Source organism: Nostoc sp. T09 (assembly GCF_002154695.1).
Taxonomy (GTDB): domain Bacteria; phylum Cyanobacteriota; class Cyanobacteriia; order Cyanobacteriales; family Nostocaceae; genus Aulosira.
The window spans coordinates 1-24,287 of record NZ_MTAV01000073.1 but is presented as its reverse complement, the minus strand read 5'-3'; the positions used below and the strand labels follow the sequence as shown (position 1 = coordinate 24,287).

Sequence of the window (24,287 nt, the reverse complement as noted above, 5' to 3'; positions counted from 1 at the left end):
TTTATAACATTTAATACAAGCACTAAATTACTGCATGAGAAAAACTGATGCAGATTTAGCTGAGTCAGATAATTGACGCAGCTAGTGAGTGATTAGTGCCAACAATACCTACGCCATAATTTCAAATCCTAGCTATAAGTGTGCATTTCAAGCTGCGGGCGTTCTTTGCGCTTGTACATGACGTATACTTTCAGGGTCATTTGCTACCCTGCGGGAAACCCCCGCACAATTGTCCTCCTCTGCGTGAGATAAAAAATGTGGTTTATTTAGACGAAATGAACCACTAATAAACGAGGCAGTATTTTCCACGGTTCCCCCATTGAAGCAATTGCCATACTGATAGGTTTTTCTTGATGCGCTTCTTTATTTACAGTGTTTTTGTAGAAGATTTATAGCTATCTCAAAATTGTTAGGTTGAGTTTGTACTGCGTAAGCTTCTCTTTCTAAATCTTGTCTGTAGATATCAGTGTAGCGCAGAAAAAATGGTCGAGCATAATTGATGGGTTGAATATCTAACCCTAAAGTTTTTATTTTACCTTTGCCCGCACATACTTGTGCTGCATGAACAGATTCATGAATAAGAGTTTGAGTAGCGATTTGCAAATCAAAGACTACAGGATTAATCCAAATTTTTTTGCTACGCTCTTCTAATAAACCATAAGCTCCTCGCCTTGGTGGTAGCTCGATTAGTACTTGAAAACTATATTTTTCTAATTTATTTTTTAAATTTATAAATTGTTGTTCAGCAGTTGAGGGTTGAGTAACTAATAATAAAGAACTTAATAAAACAATTTCGAGCATATAAATAACTAGTATAGTAGGGTGGGCATTGTCTACCAATATCCGGATACGGTTGGCAGTGTCCGACATCACCACTATCGTAGTTCACGAGAGACTAAAAGCTCTGTGTAAAAGCAAAATAAGCCAACAATTAATGCAGGGGAATACAGAGTGAGGAAAAGTTAATTATAATTAAATATCAACGAGTAGCAAATGAGGAAGTTGTCGTTTGGGAATAGGATTAAATGATAGATTGCGAAATTTACCAAAGTGGCGATCGCATTTACTCCCTTTCCAACACTGTATATCAACTATAAAATCAAGAAGGTTATTTGATAGTTGTAAAATTTCGCTTGATAATTAAATTATCGATTGAAGAACGCCCAAGCTAAAAACCTCTCGGTGTAATATAAAGCTAATTGATTGCTTACACCATTGAAAACAGCATCAAAAGCGTGTTCAGCCCAAGGTATTTCTAACAAAATTGCAGTTTCGCCTGAATTATGTAAACGTTCATACATCTGCCTACCATATCGCGCTTCTACTAAATGGTCGCGACTACCGTAAACTAATAATGTTGGTGGTAAAGGTCTGATTACGTAATTAATTGGTGAAGCAGTTTCATACTTTTGAGCTAATTCTTGCGGCGAACCACCGATCAAGGCTTTTAATACAGCGCGGGTATTAATTGGGTCAGGTCGTGGCGGTGTATTATAACCTTCAGTTAAGTTCACTGGCCCGTAATAGCTCACCACAGCACGAATCGGTGGCGCATCTGGTTGATAAGCCGCTAGCATTGCAAGGTGTGCGCCAGAGGAACGTCCCAGAATTACCATGTTTTCTGGGTCTGCTTCATATTCTGCTGCGTGTTGACGAATAAAATTTAAGGCTGTAAGTACATCATGCAACTGCGCTGGAAACCGATATTTGGGTGCGTGTCGGTAATCAATTGCAAATACCGTATATCCACGAGCCGCCATATATTGATTAAACTCAGGATTAGCGCCAGGATTGCCACTTTGCCAAGCTCCACCATAAATTACTACTAGTGCTGGATATTTCCCTACTTCTGGGGGTTGGTAAACTTCCATGTTTAAATGAACTCCCGCAGGCGTAGCAAATATAATTCCTGTTTTGTGGCGTATTTTTCCCAGTGGAATACCTCGGAAGCTATTAACTAAAAAAAAGGGATGGGTTTGCATTTTAGCACTTACTTGAGGTGGGATTTGTGCTAAATAATTTTCACCTAACCCTTGTTTCATTGCTTTCGCCATCTGCATTTGAGTTGGTGCAATCTTGATTAATACAGAACCACAAATAAGTAATCCTATTAAGCTAAAAATGCAGGCTACACGTTTTAGTTGATGCTTATATATACATAAAAATGCCACTAACAAAGATAATAGATTTGATATGAATAACCAAGGGCTGACTTCTGGCGCTCCCACACCTAGGGGAAGTAAAAACATATTAGGAGCCGAAATTAAAATCCAGGAACTGAGAAATAAGCTAGTGAAGCTCAGTAACAGCGCCAGCCAGGGTAAAATTATTTTGTACCTATAAGACATAATAAATATATTTTCCAAACAGCCTAACCAGTCAATTTTACAGCAGCTTGATGAACTCTAATAAAAATAGTTCTTGCAATACTACTGTTAAAATCTACAGCAATGTTTTAAAATATGATGATATTGTGTTTAGCATCCAAATTTATAAATTTAGCTCTTCAGATTTCCAAGCTATGAGAAGAATCAGGAATCTTTTTTGGCACTACCAGATTAATTTATTGTTCAAAATCTTAACTAAACCTTATTACACTGGATAAATCGTCTTTAAACAAATTAGCAAATTTAAAATCAACTCAAATGAAATATTGGCGTGAAATTATAGCTGTAACTCAGCGTATTTTAATTGAACTATTGCGCCGCAGACGCAGCTTAATATTTTGGAGTATTTTTCCCATTTCAGTATTAATCCTCAGCGGATTTATCTTAGCAGAACGGGCAAAACTACCTATAAATGCTGCTTTTGAATATGCTGCACCCTCAACTTTAGTAGGTGCGGCAATGTTTTTTAGTTGTTTGGGTGGGAGTGTCGCTACTGTAGTTGCAGAAAGAGAACAGCAGACTCTCAAACGTCTGTTTCTTTCTCCCTTAAATGGTACTTCCTACTTCTTAGGTATTTTTCTAGCTCATAGTTGCATTGCTCTAGGTCAGACATTGTTAATTTATACTATTGCCGCTTTTTGGGGTGCTACCTTTAAGGGTTCTATTCTGTTAGGATTGATAATTATTTTAATGACTATCATTTCCTATGTCGGTTTAGGTTTTATTTTAGGAACACAATTAGCTCGTCGGATTGAAGATGTCAATGCTCTAGTTGCAGCATTTGGTGTGCCTTTATTAATTCTTGGTGGAGCTTTTTTACCTGCTGCCCTTTTCCCTAAAACTCTAATTAATATCGCTAAATATAATCCAATTTATCACATGAATGAAGCTCTTGTAGGAGTTTCAGCTAAGGGTGAGGTAATTAGTGAGATTGCATCACACTTTTGGTTTTTATTAGTCTTTGCTGTGGTGATGATTGTTTGTGGATGGCTATGTTATCGGCGAATGTTAATAGTAGAAAGGAGATTATAAAATTTAGGAGGAAGAAAAGCCAGCACGTTGTGGTGAGGCTAATGCTGTGCGAGGGTTTCCCTTCGTTGTACTAACTAGCGTAGCAGAAGGAAATTTCTCTAAAATTCTTGGTTTATGATTTTCAAAAAAGACAGTTCTACGCTTCCACTGTACTTCTCTGCTCTTTACCTTTATTCAGTAAACTGAAAAATATGCTGACAATTAAAAATCTCAATAAATCTTATGGTACAAGAAAAGTTATTCAAAATTTGAACTTGCATATTGATTCAGGAGAAATTTATGGCTTAATTGGTGCAAATGGGTCAGGTAAGACAACTACAATTAATATTATTTGTAATTTACTCAAGGCTGATAGTGGTGATATTAAAATTAATTATAAACTAGTTGCAGAAGCCACAAAAAAGCTAATTGGGGTTGCGCCTCAAGAAAATTTACTTTATAAAAGTCTATCTTGTGAAGAGAATCTCAAGTTTTTTGCTGATATTTATGGAGTAGACCGGAAGAAACGCCAGAGAATAATAGCAGAAACTCTAGTAGCTGTAAACTTATTAGATAGAGCAAAAAATCCGGTAGAGAAACTCAGTGGTGGGATGCAAAGACGGTTAAATATTGCAGTAGCTTTAATACATCAGCCACAGCTAGTGATTCTTGATGAACCGACGACCGGGTTAGATATTGAGGCAAGATATGAGATTTGGGAGTTGATTCGCCAGCTGAAAAATAAAGGAACTACAGTTTTGTTAACAACTCATTTATTAGAGGAAGCAGAGCGTCTTTGTCAGAGAATTGGCATACTAAAAAATGGTCATATCTTGGCTGAGGGTAGTTTAGCAGAATTACGCACATTGATTCCAGCCCAAGAAATCATATTAGTGCAGACTGAGTTTGAAGAACAAGCGATCGCAAGAGCCAAAGAATATGGTTTCACGCATAGGCGTTATGGTAGTGATTTGGCCTTTTGGTTACCAGAGCCTTTGGAATTAAAAGAAGTTATTACACGGTTTGAGGGCATAGCTATTAATTCAATCTCCCGTCAACCTGTACGTTTAGAGCATATTTATGTGGAAATCATGCAACACAATTAGTAAGATCTGAGAATTACATAAAAGAAAGGCTTCCTGAGGTATTTCGCTTGATTATGCTCCTGATGCTCAATAATATCTTTGATTGCATCTCAATCTCAATAAGTAACTATCTTGTGTTAATATGCGTTTAAGCACAAGGTAGCGATTGCATCTATTATTTTGTTTAAAACACGTATTCTTTACATTGTCAATTTCTACATTATCGCTGTTGCAGTAAATTTATAGCTTCTATCAAACTTATGCTGGAGTTTGCTCTCAATAGCTTATCAATATGGAATCAAAAAAATAAAATTGAGATATTTTTTTTATAAAGGTTGCATAAAGATGGCAAATTGTGTAACATCGTCTAAGTAAATTCGTCTGGGCAAAAAAAATAAGAGCAAGTTACATCTGTAACTTGTATCTCGGTAAATTTGTCATAGCGGAAAAGTTTGGGTGAAGTTATAAAGTGTGCATTAACCTAATTGTGCTGATTCAACCAAATCAACACAAGGATAAATTGTTGCATCTCTAGTCAGGGGATAATAGGCGATGTTAGCGGATTTTCTGCAAATTTCGGTTGATATTTCCAGTTATTCCTCATTATCAAAAAATCATCATAGCAGGGTGCTCTGAATCCCATCATCTCGACTGTTTGTGAATCACAACAAAGCGTGATTCTATCCAAAAAGTCGATCTGAAAACGTTCTTCATTCAAGGGAATTCAAAGCATGACTATTATTAACGTGACTACTGCTGCTGATAGTGGAGCAGGTTCTTTACGATCTGCGATCGCTTCTGCACAAACAGGAGACACCATCAAATTTGCCTCTAACCTTGCCAATCAAGTCATTAAACTCACCAGTGGGCAAATTAATCTTACGAAGAATCTGACAATAGATGGCACAGGGGCAGCAAATTTAAAGATTAGCGGCAACAGTACTGGACGAGTATTTGAGGTCGGGAGACATGTTGATGCAACCGTCCGTAACCTCACCATTGCCGATGGTCGCACCACTGAAAGAGGCGGTGGTATCAGAGTCGTTGACTATGGCAGTATAACGGTTGAAAACTGTCGATTCACTAATAATCGCGGTGGTATGGGTGGAGCGATTCACATCGGCTACTGTAGCAAAGGTACAGTACTAAACAGCAGCTTTGACAGTAACGATGGTACTTTAGCAAAGTCTGGCTTTAGCAGTGGAGCGATCGCCACCTATGGTTCTGGTGAGCTGACTGTCAAAAATAGCCAATTCACCAATAATAAAGGAGTGAATGGCGGTGCAATTTATAGCCTACTAGGTAAGTTGACTGTAGAAAATTCAGTCTTCCGCAATAATAGTTCAGAAGGTGATGTTGGTGGTGGTGCAATCTTTACTGATGGAGCTAACCCAGTAGGGCCTGGTTCCACTGTTGGAGGTGTAATTGCTATCCGTGGCAGTCGGTTTGAAGGCAATACAACTAAAGGAGAAGGCGGCGCACTCTTCCTTTATGGTTACGGTTCAGACCAGATCCTTCTTGAAAATAGTACTGTCGTTGGTAATACAGCTAACTTGAGTGCTAAAGGTATTGCTCGAGGAGGCGCATTGCGAGGTAATGCTGCTCTCACAATTCGCAATGTTAGTTTTGCTAATAATACATCTGTCCAACAAGGCGGGGCTTTGTGGTTAGATGGTGGCTCAACAAAGAATATCATCAATAGCACCTTTTCAGGGAATAAGGTGACCAATGACGCAGGTGGGGCAATGTTTGTGAATACTGACAAATCCGCCCCCGTCAATATTATCAATTCCACTATCGTCAATAACTCTGCCGGACGAGCTTGTGGGGCAGTTTGGATTGGCGATCCGGCAGCGCCTGTAACCCTCACTAACTCAATTGTTGCTAAGAATAAAGCAGGCGATTTATCACAACAACAGGTTGGGTATCAACTAAAAGATGGTGGTGGTAACATTGAGTTTCCAGCTCCTTCACAAGGTCGCCGAGTGGTATCAGGTAGTCGGATTGTTGACCCTCTCCTTGGCCCTTTACAAACAATTGGTGGTTCTTTAGTGCATTCTCTTTTAGTAGGTAGCCCCGCCATCAATACTGGTAAGACAGGTAGTGGTATACCCACTATTGATGAACGAGGAATGGTACGAGATACCAAACCAGATGTTGGAGCCTTTGAGATATCCACTCAGTTGAGCACAACAGGTATTAATACAAGTATGCCAGGCCCGAATATCATGCGGGGTACTAAAGGTAACGATACCCTCCAAGGGATTTCTAGTAACAACATTCTTAAAGGCGGTGATGGTAACGACATTATCAACGGTGGTGATAGCAACGATATCATTCAAGGTGGTGAAGGTAATGATGTCTTGATGGGTGGCAAGGGTAGCGATTTCCTGAGTGGCGGAGGGAGTAACGACCGATTTGTTTATCAAAGCTTTTTAGACAAAGGCGATACTATCCAATATTTTGAACCCGGAAAAGACTTGATTGACCTCAGCAAAATTATCGATGGTAGCAAGTTTCTGAGCTCTAATCCTTTTAAGGATTATATAAAAACAGCGCAGGTTGGTTCTAATACCGTTGTGAGCATTAACCCAAATGGTGACGCCAGCCCCAATCAATTTCAAGCATTTTTGACGCTGGGTAACGTCAACAGCAGTAATGTAACTGCCAGAGATTTCGTTTGTTAGAATCTGGTTGCAATCTCTAAAAAGTAGCGCTGGATAAATTACCCTTTTTTTGTAGTGTGGACTTTGTCTACGCTACAAAAAATTATATATGCAATACCAATTCCTTTAAAATTCCCTACTTATCCCCTTAGATCTGTTTCTGTGGGGAATTTTTTTTAGTAGAAGACTTACGCAGTGATACGAAAAATCAAGAGTTTGGACAAAGGGTGTAAGGGTATGAGGGTTTAATGATGTAGATGATCAAAACTCTTACACCCAGTCTCAACAGCTAACCTTTGAGCCTGAAAGGATGACCAGATAAACTGGACTAGCCTTCATATGGCATGAAGGCTTTACAAGGATTTTAGGTTGAAGTAGGTAGATATTGTTACATATCCCTGTTCTGTCACTCTCCGGAAACTTTTGCCATTTCTAAATTCTAGAGCTTTTGTATAGCAGGCGATGGCTTCGCCGCGCCGTAGGCATCGCGCGATTATTTTCTAATAACAAATACAAGACCGTGTCACCTAAAGGTGAAGGCTATCCTGTGGAAAGCCTTCGTAGGCAGGCTTATCTGAACCGTATTGCTCTATAAACATCTATGTTTTACCCTATTTAACACTGCGCTCATCAGGCTTTTCAAGGGAAAAAGGGTAAAAGGAATTGAATTTCCCTTTACCCTTGCTTGGCTGCTTGCAAACTTAGTTTTACAAGCAGTCCTATTTACCCTATTACCCCATCAATCTCTCCAAATTGAATCGCTTTGCTCTCGCGTTACTTTGCTGATGCTGATTTTGAAAGAACTTCCAATGCACCTATATCCACAACTGGACGCCCGTCGCCATTTCCATCTTGTGGACGGTTTAAGCCTAGCAGATCGATGCTCGGTGCGTTGATACCACTGAAATTGTTAGCTCCAGTATCAATTGCGGAACTACCAGATCTGAGGGTGAAATTGCCCCTTGCTGGATCGCTAAATAGTGGGTCTTTCCCAAGAACATTGTGAGTTAGCGAAGTGGTTAATCTGGAGGAATTGTAGACTAGGTTGTAGTCGTATTGAAGGTTCTTGGATTGCGATGTATTGTTTACTGGTCCGTCCTTACGGGCATACATGATGTTGTTGAACACTTTTACCTGATCGGCAGCGATCGCTGAAATTTCTCCGTATTGTTTAGTATCAGGATACTGTGAATTCTGATAGGTCGTGTTGTTAACTACATCAACGTAGGCACTGCTATAGACATGAATGCCAGCAGCACCATTTTTAAAGGAGATATTGTTTGCAACTAAAGTTTTGCCTCTATAGAGTTGATGAAGTGAATTCTGCTGGGTATTCTTATTATCATCAATCATGATTCCATGACCTTCTGTCACTTTCCCAGCGTCTCTCCAGGGAACTAAGCTTTTGTTTTCGTAAACAGTATTGCCCCGGATAATAATTTTGTATTGGCTGGTATTGTTGTCGGAATTCCAGCTGTACATCACGCCTAGAGCATTGGCTCCCCAAGGGGTATAAAAACAGTTCTGAGACACAACATTGTTCTCATATGTGAGATAGTCTGCTTTGACAGAACTAATTCCTGTACCACCAAACTTCGAGACTTTGTTGTTACGAATGACTATGTGGTGAGAAAAGTCACGAATTTCAATTCCATTACCTGAGGTTTGGGGATTGTTGAGGTTGTTTTTTTGCTGTAGTGCATACTGCAAAGTGATATTGTCGTTGTTTCCCTCTAACGTCAAACCATCGATTGTAATGTAAGAGGAGCCAATAAGTTTAATGCCAGTGAAATTTTTCGATTTGATGAAGGGTTTGTGTCCAGGATAAGCTTTGAAGGTAATTGGAGCACTTGCCGTACCTTGCTTTTTATTAATCCGCATAATTTCCTGGTAAGGATTAGCCTGCGTATAAGTCCCGTTCATAACTAGAACTGTATCGCCTGCTTTTACTAAGTCTGCTGCCTTTTGCAGCGACCGAAATGCAGTACTTTCCTGCAAGCCATTATTTCTATCATTTCCAGAGCCAGAAACATAGTAAGTCTTACGAGTATTACTCTGAGCTATTTTTGTACTTGCATTAGCATCTGTAGGTATCAACTTTGGTGCAGACAAGTCTGCATTATCAGAATATTCAGCTTTTGACCCAGCACCATTGCCAAGATTGACAGGTTGGGTTATTGCAACCGGTTGATCTAAAAACATAATTATGCGACTCCTAAGGTGTTTGAGAATTCTAGTAGCGCACTCCTGGTTTGAGGCAACGGAAATCTGCAAATCACCGTTCAAAAAATATTCGCGATCGCTATAGATGCCTGGATAGTAACTGTAAAGGCTCTCAGCCCAAATTTTGAGCTAACTAAAGCCTTCACTGATGACGCTAAATTGGTAAATATTTTACAAACGATCTTACGTTTGTTTGTCATGCGATTGTTTGGGTGAAATCGCTTTGCTTAAACCTGACTCAGCTTACCATCCGTTTTTGTAGCACATGGTACACCTATGCCACTTTTAAATCTGTCACAATGTATAACTGATTAGAATACAACAGCCAAAGCTGTGACATAAATAAAAAGTCAAAAGATTTTGGCTATACATCAACCTCAACATCCGCGAAGCAGGTTGGAGTAGTTCATGTAAGATGAGAATAAACAGAGAAAAGAAAGTTGAGAGCATTAATTAACTTTCTTTTCAACGCAATCACAAAGGTGTCGTAACTACTCACAAATTTCTCTGTGTGTAATCGGAATTAATAGCGTACTGGTAATTCAGGTAGTACTTAACAGCCTACAGCAGGAGAGAAACTCTAAGACGTACCGAGAAAATTTACAACTACTGTCAAGTAATTACCAGAAAAATTGAGTACAAGCTTTATTGCGTAGCGATTGCAACTAGGAATATGGCAAGGGAAGTAAATCCGGCAGCCTTCTGTATGTTCCACAGAATCAGCGATGCATTGCGCTCACCTAATGGAGGTGAAATTATGTCTAGAAAATTCCATACCCGTGCTGAAGCTGGTAAGATGTTAGCCAGAGAATTGACAGCCTATGCCGACTGTAAAGACCTGTTGGTTTTAGGTTTACCTCGTGGTGGTGTGCCAGTGGCGTATGAAGTGGCAAAAATACTAGGTGCGCCATTAGATATCTGTTTAGTCAGAAAACTCGGTGTACCTGGTCATAAAGAATTAGCAATGGGTGCAATTACGGCGGGTGGAATTCAGGTATTAAATTACGATGTTGTAAGTTCCTTGGGTATCACCAGTCAAACTATTGACCAAGTAACGGCTGATGAATTGCAGGAATTGCAGCGTCGCGATCGCGCTTATCGTGGCGATCGCCCTCCCTTAAATGTCAAAAATATTACTGTTATTGTAGTTGATGATGGTATTGCTACTGGCTCAACTATGCGTGCTGCTATTACTATATTGAAACAGCAACAGCCCAAGCGTATCGTTATAGCAGTTCCAGTTGCACCACCAGAAACTTGTGACCAACTAAGTGACCAAGTAGACGAAGTAGTGTGTCTAAAAATGCCAGAGCAGATGTATGCAGTAGGAGTCTGGTACGAAGACTTCTCCCAAACAACCGATGAAGAAGTGCGTCATCTACTAGCTCAGCACTCAGCTGTTAGCAGTCACAGTTAGGAATCTGCTTTGTTATCAGCAGCGCAGCGAAATCCTGTAAAAACTTGACGCACGCTGGGATAATACCAGTTGCGAAAACTCGGACGTATTACCCACGGACGAGTTGCCCAACTGCCGCCTTTTAAAACGCGATGCTTTTGGTCAAAATAAACTTGTGAGTAACCTATATAAGGATAGCTTTGAAAACCTTGATAGCCAGCAAACCAGGAATTCGTCCACTCCCAGACATTGCCCAAGGTATCGTATAAACCATAGGCACTTTGCCCCCCAGGATAAGCATCTACTGCTGTAGTTTTACCAACTAGGCGATCGCAGTTACAATTTTGAGTTAGTGCTTCTGGTTCTAAATCCTGACTAGCAGCTTTTTCCCATTCGGCTTCTGTTGGTAGCCGCTTCCCGACAAACTGTGAGTATGCTTCTGCTTCGTACCAACTGACACCATAAACTGGGTGATTATCCCCAGAAAGCTCCTCATGCCAATACAGCGGTTGTGTCACCTGTTCAGTTTGCAGCCAATTCCACCCAGCCTTTGACCACCAACGAGAATCTTGATATCCCCCTGCCTCCATGAATGCTCGATACTGCCGACAAGTTACAGGGTAGCGATCAATCCAATAAGTGTCTAAATATACTTTATAGGCTGGAGATTCATTATCCAAAGCATCAATAGAGTTATTACCCTGTTCAAATTCACCGCCTGGAATTTGAATCATTTCTTCGAGGTGATCAGGCGAAGCTTGGCTTTTTCTATCAGCGCGGAGTAATTTGTTGTTAGATTTAGGAACTTTTGGTAATTCCAACACCATGCTAATAATTTCGCAGTGTTGGCTTTCGTGCTGAATCAAAAAGCGCCACAGACGCTCGTTTTGTTCAACATCAGCTACTTTCAGTGAATCCAAAACCTTAACTCTAACCGTATCCAAGTAATAACGGATTTCCTCTAACTCAGGTAATTGGACACGCTTTACTTTGGGTAAACCATCAGCTGCAAACAGCTGACGGTATTGGGGAAACAAGCATGGTAAGCCTGCACTACGTTCTAGCAGCCACAAAGATTCTGTGTAAGCAATATGTCCTAAGTGCCAGCCAACAGGACTAAAATCAGGATGGGGTTGACAACAAAATGTCTGCCGATCCATACCCTCAAACAGTGCCAGAGTTTTAGCCCGACATTCAAGGAACGCAAAAGTTATAGCCTCTCTGACACTAGATTTGCTCAAATTGGATATCACAGTCTTCTCCCACACTGATGATGCTATTTTCTTGGCAAGCTGTCCAATTACCTGTAAACAGTGGTTCGGATGCAATAATTACTGCTCCGGGGAAAGTTGGATCGTCCTGCAACCAGTAAAGAGACGGAGCAGGTGATTTTGTACTAAAACGTGAAGCAATCAGGCGATCGCCATCACTAATTACTACGTTGGCATAAACATAAGTTTGATATTCCTTTGCCCATTCTCCCATCTGAAGTAATGTGATGTGCAAAGCCTGCTCTATACTCTTACCAGGGTTGGCTTGCAAATGATGGAGCAGTAAAGCAAAGATATGTTCCGAATCTGTACTTCCCTGGATTGATTGGTAAATTTCATTGCTCAGCCGATCGCGAATCGGTCTGTATAGCGTCTGCCGGAACTTGTCAATCCGTCCATTGTGAGTAAATAATAGACGCTGATACTTAAATGGCTGAGAATTACTAAAATCTAAGGCTTGACCTGGCGTAGCACTACGAACATAGGCTAAGATTCGTCCCGATTCGACATAGCGGCTCAGACTTGGCAGATTTTGGTCATTCCAAATCGGCAAAGTATTTTTGTAAATAAAGGGTTCGGTATCTTTTTGCTGATGATACCAACCCATACCAAAACCATCAGCGTTCACCACTCCCGAAAGCATTTCGCGAGGTTGATAACTCTGCACAATCAACGAATGTTCTGGCGTATACAGTAGCTTTTCTAAAGAAACAGGCGAACCAAGGTAAGCAAGTAAACGGCACATAAATTAATTGGAATTTGGAATTGCTGCTCAGCTAGCAATAAACTTTAAAGCCACGCCATTCATGCAGTAGCGCTTACCAGTAGGTGCAGGACCATCGTTAAATACGTGACCCAAGTGTCCACCACATCGATGGCAATGGACTTCAACTCTAGTCATAAAGAACGACTTGTCTACAGTTGTATCTGTTGCTTCTTCGATGGGAGCGTAAAAACTGGGCCAGCCTGTACCACTGTTAAATTTAGTGGCTGAGGAAAATAGGGGTAAATCACACCCAGCACAGACGTAAGTTCCTTGAGCATATTGCTTATCGAGGGGGCTAGTACCAGCGCGTTCGGTGCCATGTTTACGCAGCACATGAAACTGTTCTGGTGTCAGGGTCTTGCGCCATTCTTCTTCAGTTTTGGTGATTTCAAATTCATTCTTTGCAGTTGTCATAACTTCTGATTTCCTTGTGAAATATTGTGATAAAAATGCTGTGCCAACGATGACTGCACTAGCTTCTAAAAAATACCGCTTGTTCATTATCCAGTTGCCGATTTACCTTGCTGAATCCCCAGTATGAGCGATCGCCCTGAATTAGCCCTGATACAAACATTAAAATCATCTAAGAATCATTGAGATCGGGACTATCAACTGCAAAATGGAATCGTTGAGCCGGAAAATAAATGCTGTGGTAGTCGCGGATAATTAATTCTGCTGGCAAATCCTCCTGATTTCTTTGTAACGCTCTTTTTTAAGCTATTGCAAAACTATATTGTATCGAGAAAGTGAGGTCGTAATTGAGTCGTAATTCCCGACTCAATCTGCTAGCGATCGCTCAATTGATAAAACCAAAGAATTATACTTTTTTGGTACGCGAGGATTTTTATATGTCGCCCTGGACTAGTCTGATAACTGCTCTGACATTGCTGCTGTACTTGGTCATTACCATTAATGTTGGTCGAGCCAGAGCTAAATATAAAGTACCACCTCCCCAAATGACAGGAGATGTTGACTTTGAACGCGTGCTACGTGTTCAGCAAAATACCTTAGAGCAAATGGTTTTTTTCCTGCCTGCTTTATGGTTATTTTCTTTGTATATCAACCCATTGTGGGGGGCGGTTATCGGTGCTATCTGGCTTGTGGGTCGAGTTGCTTACGCTTGGGGATACTATCAGGCGGCCGAAAAGCGGGCAATTGGCTTTGGCATTAGTGCTCTTAGCGGTATAGTGCTACTTTTGGGTTCGCTCGTTGGTATCATCTTGTCTTTGGTGCAGTCATAAGTCATGGTTAGAAGCGATCGCTAGTAAGGAAAACATTGCAGTGCAACGAGGGCGATCGTTAACTAACGCAACTGGAGCAGGACGTAAACCAAAATTAACGATTGCAGCCACAGTGGGCTTTTCCGCCGACTTTATGTAAAGTTATGAGAAATGTGGGAAACGAATCTAGCACAAATCAGCCTATTGTTAATGGAGAAAGCAATCAATGAATGTAGGAGATTGACTTCCATGACGCATGGTTCAGGCCCCTATGTTAGTATCCCCGCATCCAAACCGTCTAAAGTGGTTGATGATTACTTACTTGTGTCACAGGACGATCCCACTCGTCAGGCGGTCTATGGTTCTGGTGACTTGTATACATTTTTAGCCAATTCGCGGGAGACTGACTTTTCGTTCAATTTCTTTGATTTCTTCCTGCCAGTAGGGGGTGGGCCGTTGCCTCACTTCCACCCTTACGAACACGAGACTTGGTACATAACTGCTGGAGATATTCAATTCAATCTAGGTAACCAGGGAACTGATAGTTTGGTGTTGCCTCAGGGGAGTTTAATCTTTGGCCCCAGAGATAGAGTCCACGGATATCGTAACCTTGACTCAAAGGTATCTATATCAGGGAAAACTCCGGGAGCGAGGACACTGTCGCTAACTACTCCAGGAGCGCTAGACCTTTTCTTCAATACTGTAGCTGAGCGAGTCATAGACAGGAACGATCCTGTACCTGTGATTCTGCCTGATAAAGAAACCTTTATAAAACTGGCAGAATTTGGCTTGCGGACTGGTGCAGGCATAGTATTTGCAGCGCCAGATTTTCAACCACCCGAAGATGCGCTCGATTATTTACTGGTGCTTCCAGATGATGCCAAGCCAGAGGTAGTAGAGAAAGCGATCGCTCTCTCCAAAATGGATGGTTTTAAGGTTTGGACAACTGGCGATCAACCAGGCTTACCGCAGCGACCAACATTTACTGGGCCGTTTGGAATCGAGTACACTTCCCTAGCTAGCTTTGCAGAAACGGGAGATGAATTTGCATACAACGAGTTTTCCCTTGCGCCTCAAGAAACTGATAGCTTTGTCCAAGCTAACTTAAATGCCAGCCAGGTGGTGAAGCATACTGAATCGTTAGCAACTGGTGTTGCCAATCTTAAACCTTTTTCGGCAACTGATGGGATTAGCTATGAGTTAACCGTCACTGGCTTAGACTTAGGAAAACTGATGGCAAATGGGACTCCCCAAACCCCTGATAATGCGCTAGATGATGTTACCGGTATTCATATCCACTCAGGCGATCGCGGTAACAATGGCCCACACGTATTTGATATTGTAGATCCGCAGAATCAGGATGAAACAAACCTGAGTATTAAATTGAATGCGAATGGCTCGACTACTATTAGTGGTGTCTGGGATTCAACAGAGGCAGAAATTCCCACAGATTTAAGTGATTTTCTGACTGGTAGTGGTTTACCTGGGAAGGAATCTGACTACTACTTCCATATCCATACTAAGGGTAATCCCGATGGCGAGATTCGAGGTCAAATTGCCCGCACCAGTAATGATTTCCCTAACCAAATTGAAAGTCATAACCATGAACTTTTGTATGTCAAACAAGGGCAACTTTCTGTAAAAATCGGTGATGAAGTCAGGCTTGCTGGGCCAGACACTTTTATCGAAATTGCTCCAGGAAACGACTACTCCATCGCTAACTTTGGCACAGAACAAGTAGAGTCGTTAGCAGTTACAGTACCGCCCACAAATCTTGAGCCAGCACCTATTCCCTCTCCTTTAAAGCCTCTGGGACATGTTTCGCCTAAACAACGAGTCTTCCTCGGTGATGGAGATGATGTTTTCTCTAAGCCCCATCGCAAAAAACTTCTGGTTTATGGTGGTGAGGGTAATGATAAACTCTACGCCACTAAAGACAACCGCTTGTTTGGTGAAGAAGGAAATGATCTGCTCAATGCCTCTAAGGGCAAAGGTCGCAACCTTCTTGATGGTGGTGAGGGTAACGATAAACTCATAGCTGGCAAGCAGGATCAACTGGTTGGTGGTGAAGGAGACGATATACTCAAAATCGTCCGTGGCGGTGAAAATGTTCTCTATGGTGGTTCTGGGGCTGACCAGTTTTGGATTGCCAACGGTAGAATACCTGATACTGTTCGCGATCCCAGACAATCAGTCCAGCTACCACCACCCTTTCCAGCACTACCGCCTTTGGAAGATACTCGCAACATAATTGCAGACTTTGAATTAGGTGTTGATAAAATTTACATAGCTAATATTAGTCGGATTTCTGATTTTGATGACTTGAAATTACTACCTGCTTTTGGCGATCTTCGTAGCACTAGCATTCTCGCTACATTGGATGGTACAGAGTATTCTCTGGCAAATGTTTCAGGAATTCTTTCTAACGAATTGTCAGCAAAAGATTTTGTGATTCTTCCATCCAGTTCCTATTGTTGAGGATGGGGACTTACTCAATGTATCAATATTAAAGCGAAACCGTATAACGACCTGTATGGTTTCACAAAGACAAAGGATAACAACCTTTCATAAGGACTTTTTGGAGAAATCGCTAATATTTTGTTTGCTGTCATTTGTTGTACATTAAAAAATTGTTGTCCAATTTAAAGAACTAGTGTCATTAGTTAAAATCCTTTTTTAGATAGGGTTTGATAGCTAAAAATTAATTGTTTAAATTGGGCATTAAAAAATTAATGGCTAATTTAATATACTTAAGCAATGATGAAGAGTTAATCAGAATTATCAGCAAATAAATTAGCTGTGTTTGATAATTAGAATGCATCTCAGCTTCATATACTCCTCCTGTATTACCAATAACTTTGTTATTTTTGTTACTAGTAGACTACTGTTATATCTCCAGGACTCTTCCTTAATTTTGCCCATCAATATTTTAGATGCGATCGCCCTAGCCAAATCTGTGATTGCAACAGGACTGACGCAAAAATCACCAAAAACCTTAATTTATCGTAGACGCGTTGGCGCAGCCTCTCGAAGAGTAGCGGCTTGCCGTACCCCTACGGGGAAGCAAGCTACGCGTAGCGTCTTTGCAGGAGAAGGCTACCGCCAAGACGCCTTAGACACGCAGTAACTTCCCGTAGGGTAGAACGCCAAGAATTCGTAGAGTGTGCCTAAGTCCTATGCCAATGAAGCAAAACTGTGATTCTCAATAGTTTCTTGGGCAATCTAACTATAGCTTTTTAATTAATTATTCCTAATACAATTTTTTAATGTATGAAGCTTTTGAGAAGGCTTGACTCAAGTTCATTGGAATATGATAGTGAAAAAAATTGGTCACGAAATTTACTGCTTCGATTTGTTCTCGGCGGCACTACTATTGTTGTAAGTATTTCTGCTTTTTGCACATATCTAGCTGCTCGCAACATGGCGCTAGCAGATTTGAAACAAAACGCTTTTCAACAGGTACAAAGAGGAGTTGATGAAATTGAAGAGTGGTTACACGTCCGCAAGGTGGAGGTACAAACCCTCGCTAATACTTCAACTGTACGCTCCCTAGACTGGTCTGTAGCAGAACCATATTTACAATCAGAAGTCAAGCGAATCAATAAATTTTTCTTTTTCCAAATAGTTATCCCGAATGGTTCGTTTTCTAATACTAAAGTTGGTCGGTCAACCAAAAATGTTAAGGATAGAGACTACTTTCAAAAAGCACTAGCAGGACAAAGCAATATTTCCGATCCCTTTATCAGCCGTTCCACAGGAATTCCCTTAATTGCGATCGCCACACCAATATGGCCCAATCCTGGGACTGATCGTTCGCCAATTGGGGTCTTTCAAGGCAATGTGAAAGTCGATCGCATTACTAAGGTTGTCAACTCGCTGCACTACGGCAATAACAGCTATGCTTTCGCCCTCAATTCCCAAGGACAAGCAATTGTCCATCCTAACGCAGCGTTAATGTCAACGGTAGAAAAACCTGCACCCAGCCTGCTAAAAATCGCAGATCGGAGTTTGAGTGCGATCGCCCAGCAGATGGTAAACAAACAACAGGGAATTCAGTTGATGGAAATTGACGGCACTAAAAAATATGTTGTCTATGTTCCATTGCAAGAAGCCAATTGGTCTTTGGCTTTGGTGATTCCGCGCCAAAATATTGAATCTCGCTTGCAATTCCTCGATGTGATTGCTCTAATTATGGGAGGACTGACAGTCACCATGATTACTGTTTTGTGGCAGGTGCAAGCATTTGAACAGGCGCAACTGAAAAAATCCAAAGCAGCGGCTGATACGGCAAACCGTGCCAAAAGCGAATTTTTAGCCAACATGAGTCATGAACTGCGAACACCCTTGAATGGCATTTTGGGTTGCGCTCAAATTTTGCTGCGTTCCAAAGTTTTATTAGAAAAAGAGCAATACCACGTCAACACCATTGAACAATGTGGTTCTCATCTGCTGACCTTAATTAATGACATATTGGATCTCTCAAAAATTGAAGCGAGAAAACTCGAACTGCATCCAGATGATATTCATTTCCCGTCTTTTCTCCAGGGAATTGCAGAAATTTGTCAGATTCGGGCAGAACAAAAGGGTATTTTGTTTGCCTATGAACCCGCGAGTAATTTGCCTACAGGAGTGAATGTCGATGTCAAAAGGTTGCGTCAAGTACTGTTGAACCTGCTAGGAAATGCCATTAAATTTACGGATGAGGGTCAAGTCACCTTCAAAATTGAAGCGATCGCTCAACCTTTCTATAATGGGCAGACGCAGAAATACTGCATTCGCTTTTGTATCGAAGATACAGGAATTGGTATAGCACCAGCAGAACTGAACAAGATTTTCTTCCCATTTGAGCAAGTAGGTGAAAAAAAGCGTCAGACCGAAGGCACAGGGCTTGGTTTAGCTATTACTCGCCAGTTGGTACAAATGATGGGTGGCGATATCCATGTCAAAAGTCAAGTTGGGCGGGGCAGCACTTTCTGGTTTGAGTTAGAAATACCAGAAGCCAGCGAATGGGTACAATCAGCGATGGCGGCATCAGCATCACAAATCATTGGTTTTGAGGATAGTCCTCGCACAATTTTGATGGTGGACGATCGCTGGGAGAATCGCACAGTAATTACAAACCTGCTGCAACCACTAGGTTTTAATGTAATTGAAGCTACCAACGGTAAGGAAGGTTTAGCAAAAGCAATTGCGCTTAAACCAGATTTGATTATTACAGACCTACTAATGCCGGAAATGGATGGGTTTGAATTGATTCAATACCTGCGTCGCACTCCAGATATCCAAGATGTCAAAATTATCGTCTCTTCCGCTAGTGTCTTTGAAACCGACCAACATCGCAGTCTGCAAGCAGGCGGTAACGACTTTCTCAGCAAACCTGTACAGGTAGATGAATTACTACAACAATTAGAACGCCATTTAGGTTTGAGATGGATTTACAAGCAGTCTCAGTCTGAGGAAGAAACAGCTAATAATTTAGCTATAGCTAATAGTCAATCAGATTCATTAATTCCTCCTTCTGCCGAAGTGTTGGCAGAACTGATCGCATTAGCAAATAAAGGTAATTTCAATGCCATTCTCAAGTGGGCCGATCGACTAGAGGCAACAGATTCGACTTTTGCAACCTTTGCTCACCAATTGCGACAACTAGCAAGGCAATTTGACGAAGATGTAATTCTCAGCTTTTTGAATCAATATGAGCTAGAAATAGTATGACAGTCAGAATCCCAGACGAAAAACATTTTTGCGATCGCCACCCTGCTAGAGGAATTATTTTAGTCGTTGATGATAACCCTGCCAACTTACAAGTTTTATCCAGCTTTTTGGATGAGTCTAGCTTTGAAGTTTGGGCAGTTCGCAGTGGTGAGAAAGCCCTTCAGAAATTAAATAACGAGCATTTACCCGACTTAATCTTACTTGATGTCATGATGCCGGGTATGGATGGGTTTGAAACGTGTCAACATCTCAAAAGCGATCCTCGATCTGAGGATATCCCCGTCATTTTTATGACTGCCCTTTCCGAAACTGCCGATAAAGTTAAAGGATTGCGATTAGGAGCTGTAGACTACATTACTAAACCTTTTCAGCATGAAGAAGTATTAGTTCGGATTGAACATCACTTGAAGCTGAGAAATTTGACGAAAACTTTGATTGCCAAAAACGCCGAACTACAAAAAACTCAAACCCAACTCATCCAAGCAGAGAAGGTAGCAACCTTAGGTCAATTGGCAGCAGGAATTGCCCATGAAGTAAACAATCCTATCAATTTTATAGCTGGTAATTTAAATTTTGTGAAACAGTATGTTCAGGAGATAGTTGATTTACTCAATCTCTATCAAAAGCATCTGCCCAATCCACCTACTGAAATTCAAACTGCGATTCAAGATACTAATCTGACTTATTTGTTAAATGATTTATCTAAAATTCTTCAATCTATGCAACTTGGTACAGATCGTGTTACAGAAATTGTATCATCATTGAATAAGTTTTCTCGACACAGAGAGGTAGGTAAGAAACTAGCTAACCTGCATGAAGGAATAGAAAGCACGCTATTAATTCTTGGTCATCGGCTCAAGCCAAATGCTCATCGTCCTGCCATTCAACTAATCAAAGAATATGGAGATTTGCCGCTTGTTGAGTGCTACCCAGGCGAACTCAATCAGGTTTTTATGAATTTGATCTGTAATGCTCTCGATGCCATTGAAGAAACACAAAAAAATAAAAATTTCCAGGATATTACCAATAACCCAGGTGTGATTCGCATTAAAACAGAGACAATTGAAGAGAAAGTTATTCTTAGAATTGCCGACAATGGCTCAGGAATTACTGAAGCAGAGCAAACAAAAATATTCGATGCTTTCTATACAACAAAACCCATAGGTAAAGGCACAGGGCTAGGTTTATCGATTGCTTATCAAATTGTGGTCAACAATCATCATGGCAAACTATATCACCATTCATCGCTTGGTGAAGGTCTAGAGTTCGTTATTGAATTACCCATCTGATAAATTAATTTTCTATTTGACCTGACATGGTATTACTTGTTTACAAAGGTATCAACCAATAAGTAATACCCTGCACAGCTGTCAAACTTAACCAAACAGAAATTATCTTCATAAACTAGTTTCTATTGATGCTGCAAACTTAGTATTAGCTCAATGGTATCTATTTCAAAATATAACAAGCTGATTGCAATCTGTATCTATAGCAAATCCGTTAAAATGACGAATAGCTGAGTGAGAAGTATAGCTCATTCTCTTGGAGCAAATCGCTTTTTAATATCCACCAATATAAGTGTAATGCCCAATCCGGCCTATGAAGTGCATTTAAACTAGTCACTAAAGTTTAATACATATGTTGTTAGCAACTGTATTATTAACAGCAAGTTTACTCTTCCCCAATCAGGTGTTGGCAGAACCAACTCAGCAACAGTTATTACCAGTTGTACAGGTAAAGTTACCCAATCAATATGTTATGCCTAAAGCTGCTTTAGAAAGACTATTAACTACCGAACCAGTACAAGCTGACTGGTTTAGTTCTGAGTTTTTAGCTCATGTGCCAATTTCACAGATCCAACAAATTATCTCCAGCTTGAAACAAGGGCTGGGAGATTATCAAAAAGTTCAAGAACAAGGCAAAAATTACATAGTTGTGTTTGCTCGTGGTTATGTGCCAACGCAAATTGCTCTTGATGCTAATGGTAAAATTGCTATGCTATTCTTTCGTCCGCCTGTGGCTCAGGGCAAGAGTTTAGAGGAAGCGATCGCAGAATTCAAAACTTTACCAGGTAAGGTGAGCTTTCTGGTTCTCGAAGGAAAATCAGAACGAGCTGCGTTAAATGCTAATACACCTCTAGCAGTTGGTTCTGCTTTTAAATTGGCAGTTCTCCAAACTCTCAAATCTCAAATTGCTACAGGTAAGCGATCGTGGCGGGATGTGGTTGAGTTGCAACCAGGCTGGAAAAGTTTACCATCTGGGATTTTACAAACCTGGCCCGATCGCTCACTTTTAACTTTGCAGACATTATCTGCTTTGATGATTTCCCAAAGTGATAATACCGCTACCGATAGCTTGATAAATATTATTGGAAGGCAGGCAATTGAATCTATTACACTCCGCAACCGTCCTTTACTAACTACCCATGAATTCTTTATTCTCAAAAGTGCCAAGAACCTAGAATTACTTCAACGCTATCGCAATAGTAATCTAGAGCAAAAAAGAGCAATTTTACAATCACTAGCTCAACAACCTCTGCCTGATGTAAGTGAATTTGAAGGCAACCCAGTGGCTGTAGATATTGAGTGGTTTTTTACTGCTCAAGAACTTTGCACTTTGATGGAACAAGTTGCCGATCTACCGCTCATGAGTATCAATCCTGGCATTGCCAATGCCGAAGATTGGGAAAGAGTAGCATTTAAAGGTGGATCGGAATCCGGAGTTTTGAATCTTACAACTTGGCTAAAAGCTAAGAACGGTAAGCAATATTGTGTTGCTGCTACCTGGAATAATGATGCACCTTTAGAAGAATCTCGTTTTTTGACCCTCTATGGAAGTGCGATCGCTGGTTTAAAGTAAACAGTATTAACGATCCAGGCTGTTGATTTGATTGACAAAATTTGTTGCATCACTTTAGTAGAGTGCGCGATACAAGGCTGAGGAAGCTCGGTTTGGCGGTATTGTGATTGAAAGGATGACAGATGGTGAATTGCCTAACCAGTAGGAACGCGATCGCTGATTCTATTTTGTAGTATCTCTTCGGCAGATTTAAATTGCCCTGATATTCCTTACCGCAGATTTAGAGTTATTCTACCAGACCTACACTGGTTTGATAGAGATGGGGTGGTGTGGGTTCTGGGCGATAACTAGGCTAAAACACGGCATTCGGTTAGGCAGTTACAATTTTTCACATAAATCAAGATTGTGAAATTGACTTTGAACTAACAAAGACTGTTGGAATAGCCATCACCATTAACATTACTAAGTTAGCAGCCCAAAACAACACAACAATGCCAAACCCCATTAATGTCAAATAGGAAAATGTTAACTGTGTGAATCCGTCTAGCAGTTGCCATAACCGAAAAGCTGTGTAGAAAAAACCAATGGGTACAACAACGCTTGGCACTAACCACCTACTAAAGGCGCGTTCGCTAATGAGTTGCACTACGACTATCAACAGGTAACTCCCCCAGAATACCCATGAAGATGTTTGTCTCCAATCCAGAGCTAACAAGCACATCGGTAACAAAACTCCAGCAATCAAGGCTAACTTGACCCACCATCGCAGAAATTGCCATTGTTTCTGACTAAACCCAATTTCTGCCGTAAAGGGTAAACGTCGAGCTTTCACGCCAAAACCATAGCCAAGAGCTAGACTTGTTGTAATCAGAATAAACAGCGTCAGAATCAATCCATTATTAACTGTCATCGGCTCGAAAGTACCAATTCTTATACCCCTAGTTTAATCTGGCTCTAACATCCTCTCGGGCTACAAGAGAAGTAGAGGCTCCTGAAGTAAACTTATCCTTTATACCTATACTTTCAATTCAGATAAATATTGCAGCATCTTCTGATACATTTCTTCTTTTCCTTGTTGCTGGTATAAATCAGCAGCTTGATGAACGTTCTCAACTGCTGCCTGGTTTTTACCTAGCTGGGCGTAGCAAATCCCTTTAGTGTAATACGCATCAGCGTAGGCTGGAACTGTGGCAACTACTTTGTCAAAATCCTCTATTGCTGCCTGATAAATTTTTAAGTAGGTGTAGGTAAGCCCCCGGTTATAATAGGCAGCAGTATATTCCGAATTAAGTTGAATTGCTTGGTTGAAGTCTTCCAAAGCTGCTGAATAAGCTTTCCCTTTTAGCTTTGCTGCACCTTGGTTGTTCAACTGTTTAGGGCATTCTGGATTCCATACATATTTTTGACAAGTTTGGTAGGCAACTTCTACATCACTGCCATTTTTAGGATTTTGAAAGACGGGATGGTAAAGTAACCTGTTGCAGCATACTTGCAACCATTCTTGCCACCCACAGCGCCACAAACGCACTGTTCCATCAAGACTACCGCTGGCAATCAATTTACCATCGGCGCTAAAGGCTACGGCATTTACCCAATATTCATGCCCGCGCCAAGGTTGACCGATGGGGTTGCCGTTGGTATCCCACAAGCGGACTGTCGAATCATTGCTGGCACTGACAATCCACTTACCATCAGGGCTAAAGGCGACAGAATTGATTTCTTTTTCATGCCCGCGCCAAGGTTGACCG

General features: G+C 40.9%; 17 protein-coding genes and 1 pseudogene. 10 read left to right on the top strand and 8 right to left on the bottom strand.

Going from position 1 to position 24,287, the window contains the following annotated elements; translation table 11 throughout:
• Positions 1–363 precede the first annotated feature (363 nt).
• Positions 364–870: a hypothetical protein gene (locus BV372_RS15715; RefSeq protein WP_256973242.1), complete on the bottom strand. Its 507-nt coding sequence runs from the start codon at positions 868–870 to the stop codon at positions 364–366.
• Between the two features lie 275 nt (positions 871–1,145).
• Positions 1,146–2,348, bottom strand: coding sequence for an alpha/beta hydrolase (locus tag BV372_RS15710; RefSeq protein ID WP_086687432.1), 1,203 nt, complete (start codon positions 2,346–2,348; stop codon positions 1,146–1,148).
• 297 nt (positions 2,349–2,645) lie between these two features.
• Here BV372_RS15710 and BV372_RS15700 point away from each other — a divergent pair, with 297 nt between their 5' ends.
• From BV372_RS15700 to BV372_RS15690, 3 genes are all read left to right on the top strand, one after another.
• Positions 2,646–3,419, top strand: coding sequence for an ABC transporter permease (locus BV372_RS15700; protein ID WP_086687430.1), 774 nt, complete (start codon positions 2,646–2,648; stop codon positions 3,417–3,419).
• Positions 3,420–3,610: 191 nt separating this feature from the next.
• Positions 3,611–4,504 carry an ABC transporter ATP-binding protein gene (locus BV372_RS15695; protein ID WP_086687429.1) on the top strand — a complete coding sequence of 298 codons (894 nt, stop codon included), beginning with the start codon at positions 3,611–3,613 and terminating at the stop codon, positions 4,502–4,504.
• Positions 4,505–5,214: 710 nt separating this feature from the next.
• Positions 5,215–7,170 (top strand): choice-of-anchor Q domain-containing protein, encoded by a 1,956-nt coding sequence (locus tag BV372_RS15690; protein WP_086687428.1) that lies wholly within the window; start codon positions 5,215–5,217, stop codon positions 7,168–7,170.
• Between the two features lie 753 nt (positions 7,171–7,923).
• On the opposite strand, the gene BV372_RS15685 is transcribed toward BV372_RS15690, so the two are convergent.
• On the bottom strand, positions 7,924–9,351 hold the full coding sequence (locus tag BV372_RS15685) for a right-handed parallel beta-helix repeat-containing protein (protein WP_086687427.1): 1,428 nt from the start codon (positions 9,349–9,351) through the stop codon (positions 7,924–7,926).
• Positions 9,352–10,129: 778 nt separating this feature from the next.
• On the opposite strand from BV372_RS15685, the gene BV372_RS15680 reads away from it, so the two are divergent.
• A complete protein-coding gene (locus BV372_RS15680; protein WP_086687441.1) occupies positions 10,130–10,789 on the top strand; it encodes a phosphoribosyltransferase in 660 nt (219 codons plus the stop codon).
• Here BV372_RS15680 and egtB read toward each other — a convergent pair.
• Genes egtB through msrB form a run of 3 tightly spaced genes read right to left on the bottom strand, consistent with a single transcriptional unit; the run spans position 10,786 to position 13,306 of the window.
• Positions 10,786–12,021, bottom strand: a complete 1,236-nt coding sequence (gene egtB / locus BV372_RS15675) for an ergothioneine biosynthesis protein EgtB (protein WP_086687426.1) — start codon at positions 12,019–12,021, stop codon at positions 10,786–10,788. The genes BV372_RS15680 and egtB overlap by 4 nt on opposite strands.
• Positions 11,996–12,784, bottom strand: a complete 789-nt coding sequence (egtC, locus tag BV372_RS15670; RefSeq protein ID WP_086687425.1) for an ergothioneine biosynthesis protein EgtC — start codon at positions 12,782–12,784, stop codon at positions 11,996–11,998. Before egtC ends, egtB begins: the two co-directional genes overlap by 26 nt.
• A gap of 27 nt (positions 12,785–12,811) precedes the next feature.
• Entirely contained in the window at positions 12,812–13,306 is a 495-nt protein-coding gene (gene msrB, locus BV372_RS15665) for a peptide-methionine (R)-S-oxide reductase MsrB (protein ID WP_086687424.1), read from the bottom strand.
• 347 nt (positions 13,307–13,653) lie between these two features.
• Here msrB and BV372_RS15660 point away from each other — a divergent pair, with 347 nt between their 5' ends.
• From BV372_RS15660 to BV372_RS15635, 6 genes are all read left to right on the top strand, one after another.
• The gene (locus tag BV372_RS15660; RefSeq protein ID WP_086687440.1) at positions 13,654–14,046 is read left to right on the top strand and encodes an MAPEG family protein; all 393 of its coding nucleotides are present in this window, start codon (positions 13,654–13,656) and stop codon (positions 14,044–14,046) included.
• 228 nt (positions 14,047–14,274) lie between these two features.
• Entirely contained in the window at positions 14,275–16,503 is a 2,229-nt protein-coding gene (locus BV372_RS15655) for a CHRD domain-containing protein (protein ID WP_179198110.1), read from the top strand.
• Positions 16,504–16,939: 436 nt separating this feature from the next.
• On the top strand, positions 16,940–17,152 hold the full coding sequence (locus tag BV372_RS15650; RefSeq protein ID WP_143845145.1) for a hypothetical protein: 213 nt from the start codon (positions 16,940–16,942) through the stop codon (positions 17,150–17,152).
• A gap of 143 nt (positions 17,153–17,295) precedes the next feature.
• Positions 17,296–19,740 (top strand): hybrid sensor histidine kinase/response regulator, encoded by a 2,445-nt coding sequence (locus BV372_RS15645; protein WP_086687421.1) that lies wholly within the window; start codon positions 17,296–17,298, stop codon positions 19,738–19,740.
• Positions 19,737–21,029, top strand: coding sequence for a sensor histidine kinase (locus tag BV372_RS15640; protein ID WP_086687420.1), 1,293 nt, complete (start codon positions 19,737–19,739; stop codon positions 21,027–21,029). Before BV372_RS15645 ends, BV372_RS15640 begins: the two co-directional genes overlap by 4 nt.
• Before the next feature lie 349 nt (positions 21,030–21,378).
• Positions 21,379–22,599, top strand: coding sequence for a serine hydrolase (locus BV372_RS15635; RefSeq protein WP_086687419.1), 1,221 nt, complete (start codon positions 21,379–21,381; stop codon positions 22,597–22,599).
• Positions 22,600–22,936: 337 nt separating this feature from the next.
• Here BV372_RS15635 and BV372_RS15630 read toward each other — a convergent pair whose 3' ends face one another.
• Both BV372_RS15630 and BV372_RS15625 read right to left on the bottom strand, forming a co-directional pair.
• Positions 22,937–23,449, bottom strand: coding sequence for a hypothetical protein (locus tag BV372_RS15630; protein WP_086687418.1), 513 nt, complete (start codon positions 23,447–23,449; stop codon positions 22,937–22,939).
• 105 nt (positions 23,450–23,554) lie between these two features.
• Positions 23,555–24,287 (bottom strand): annotated as a pseudogene (locus tag BV372_RS15625) (PD40 domain-containing protein); the annotation flags it as partial.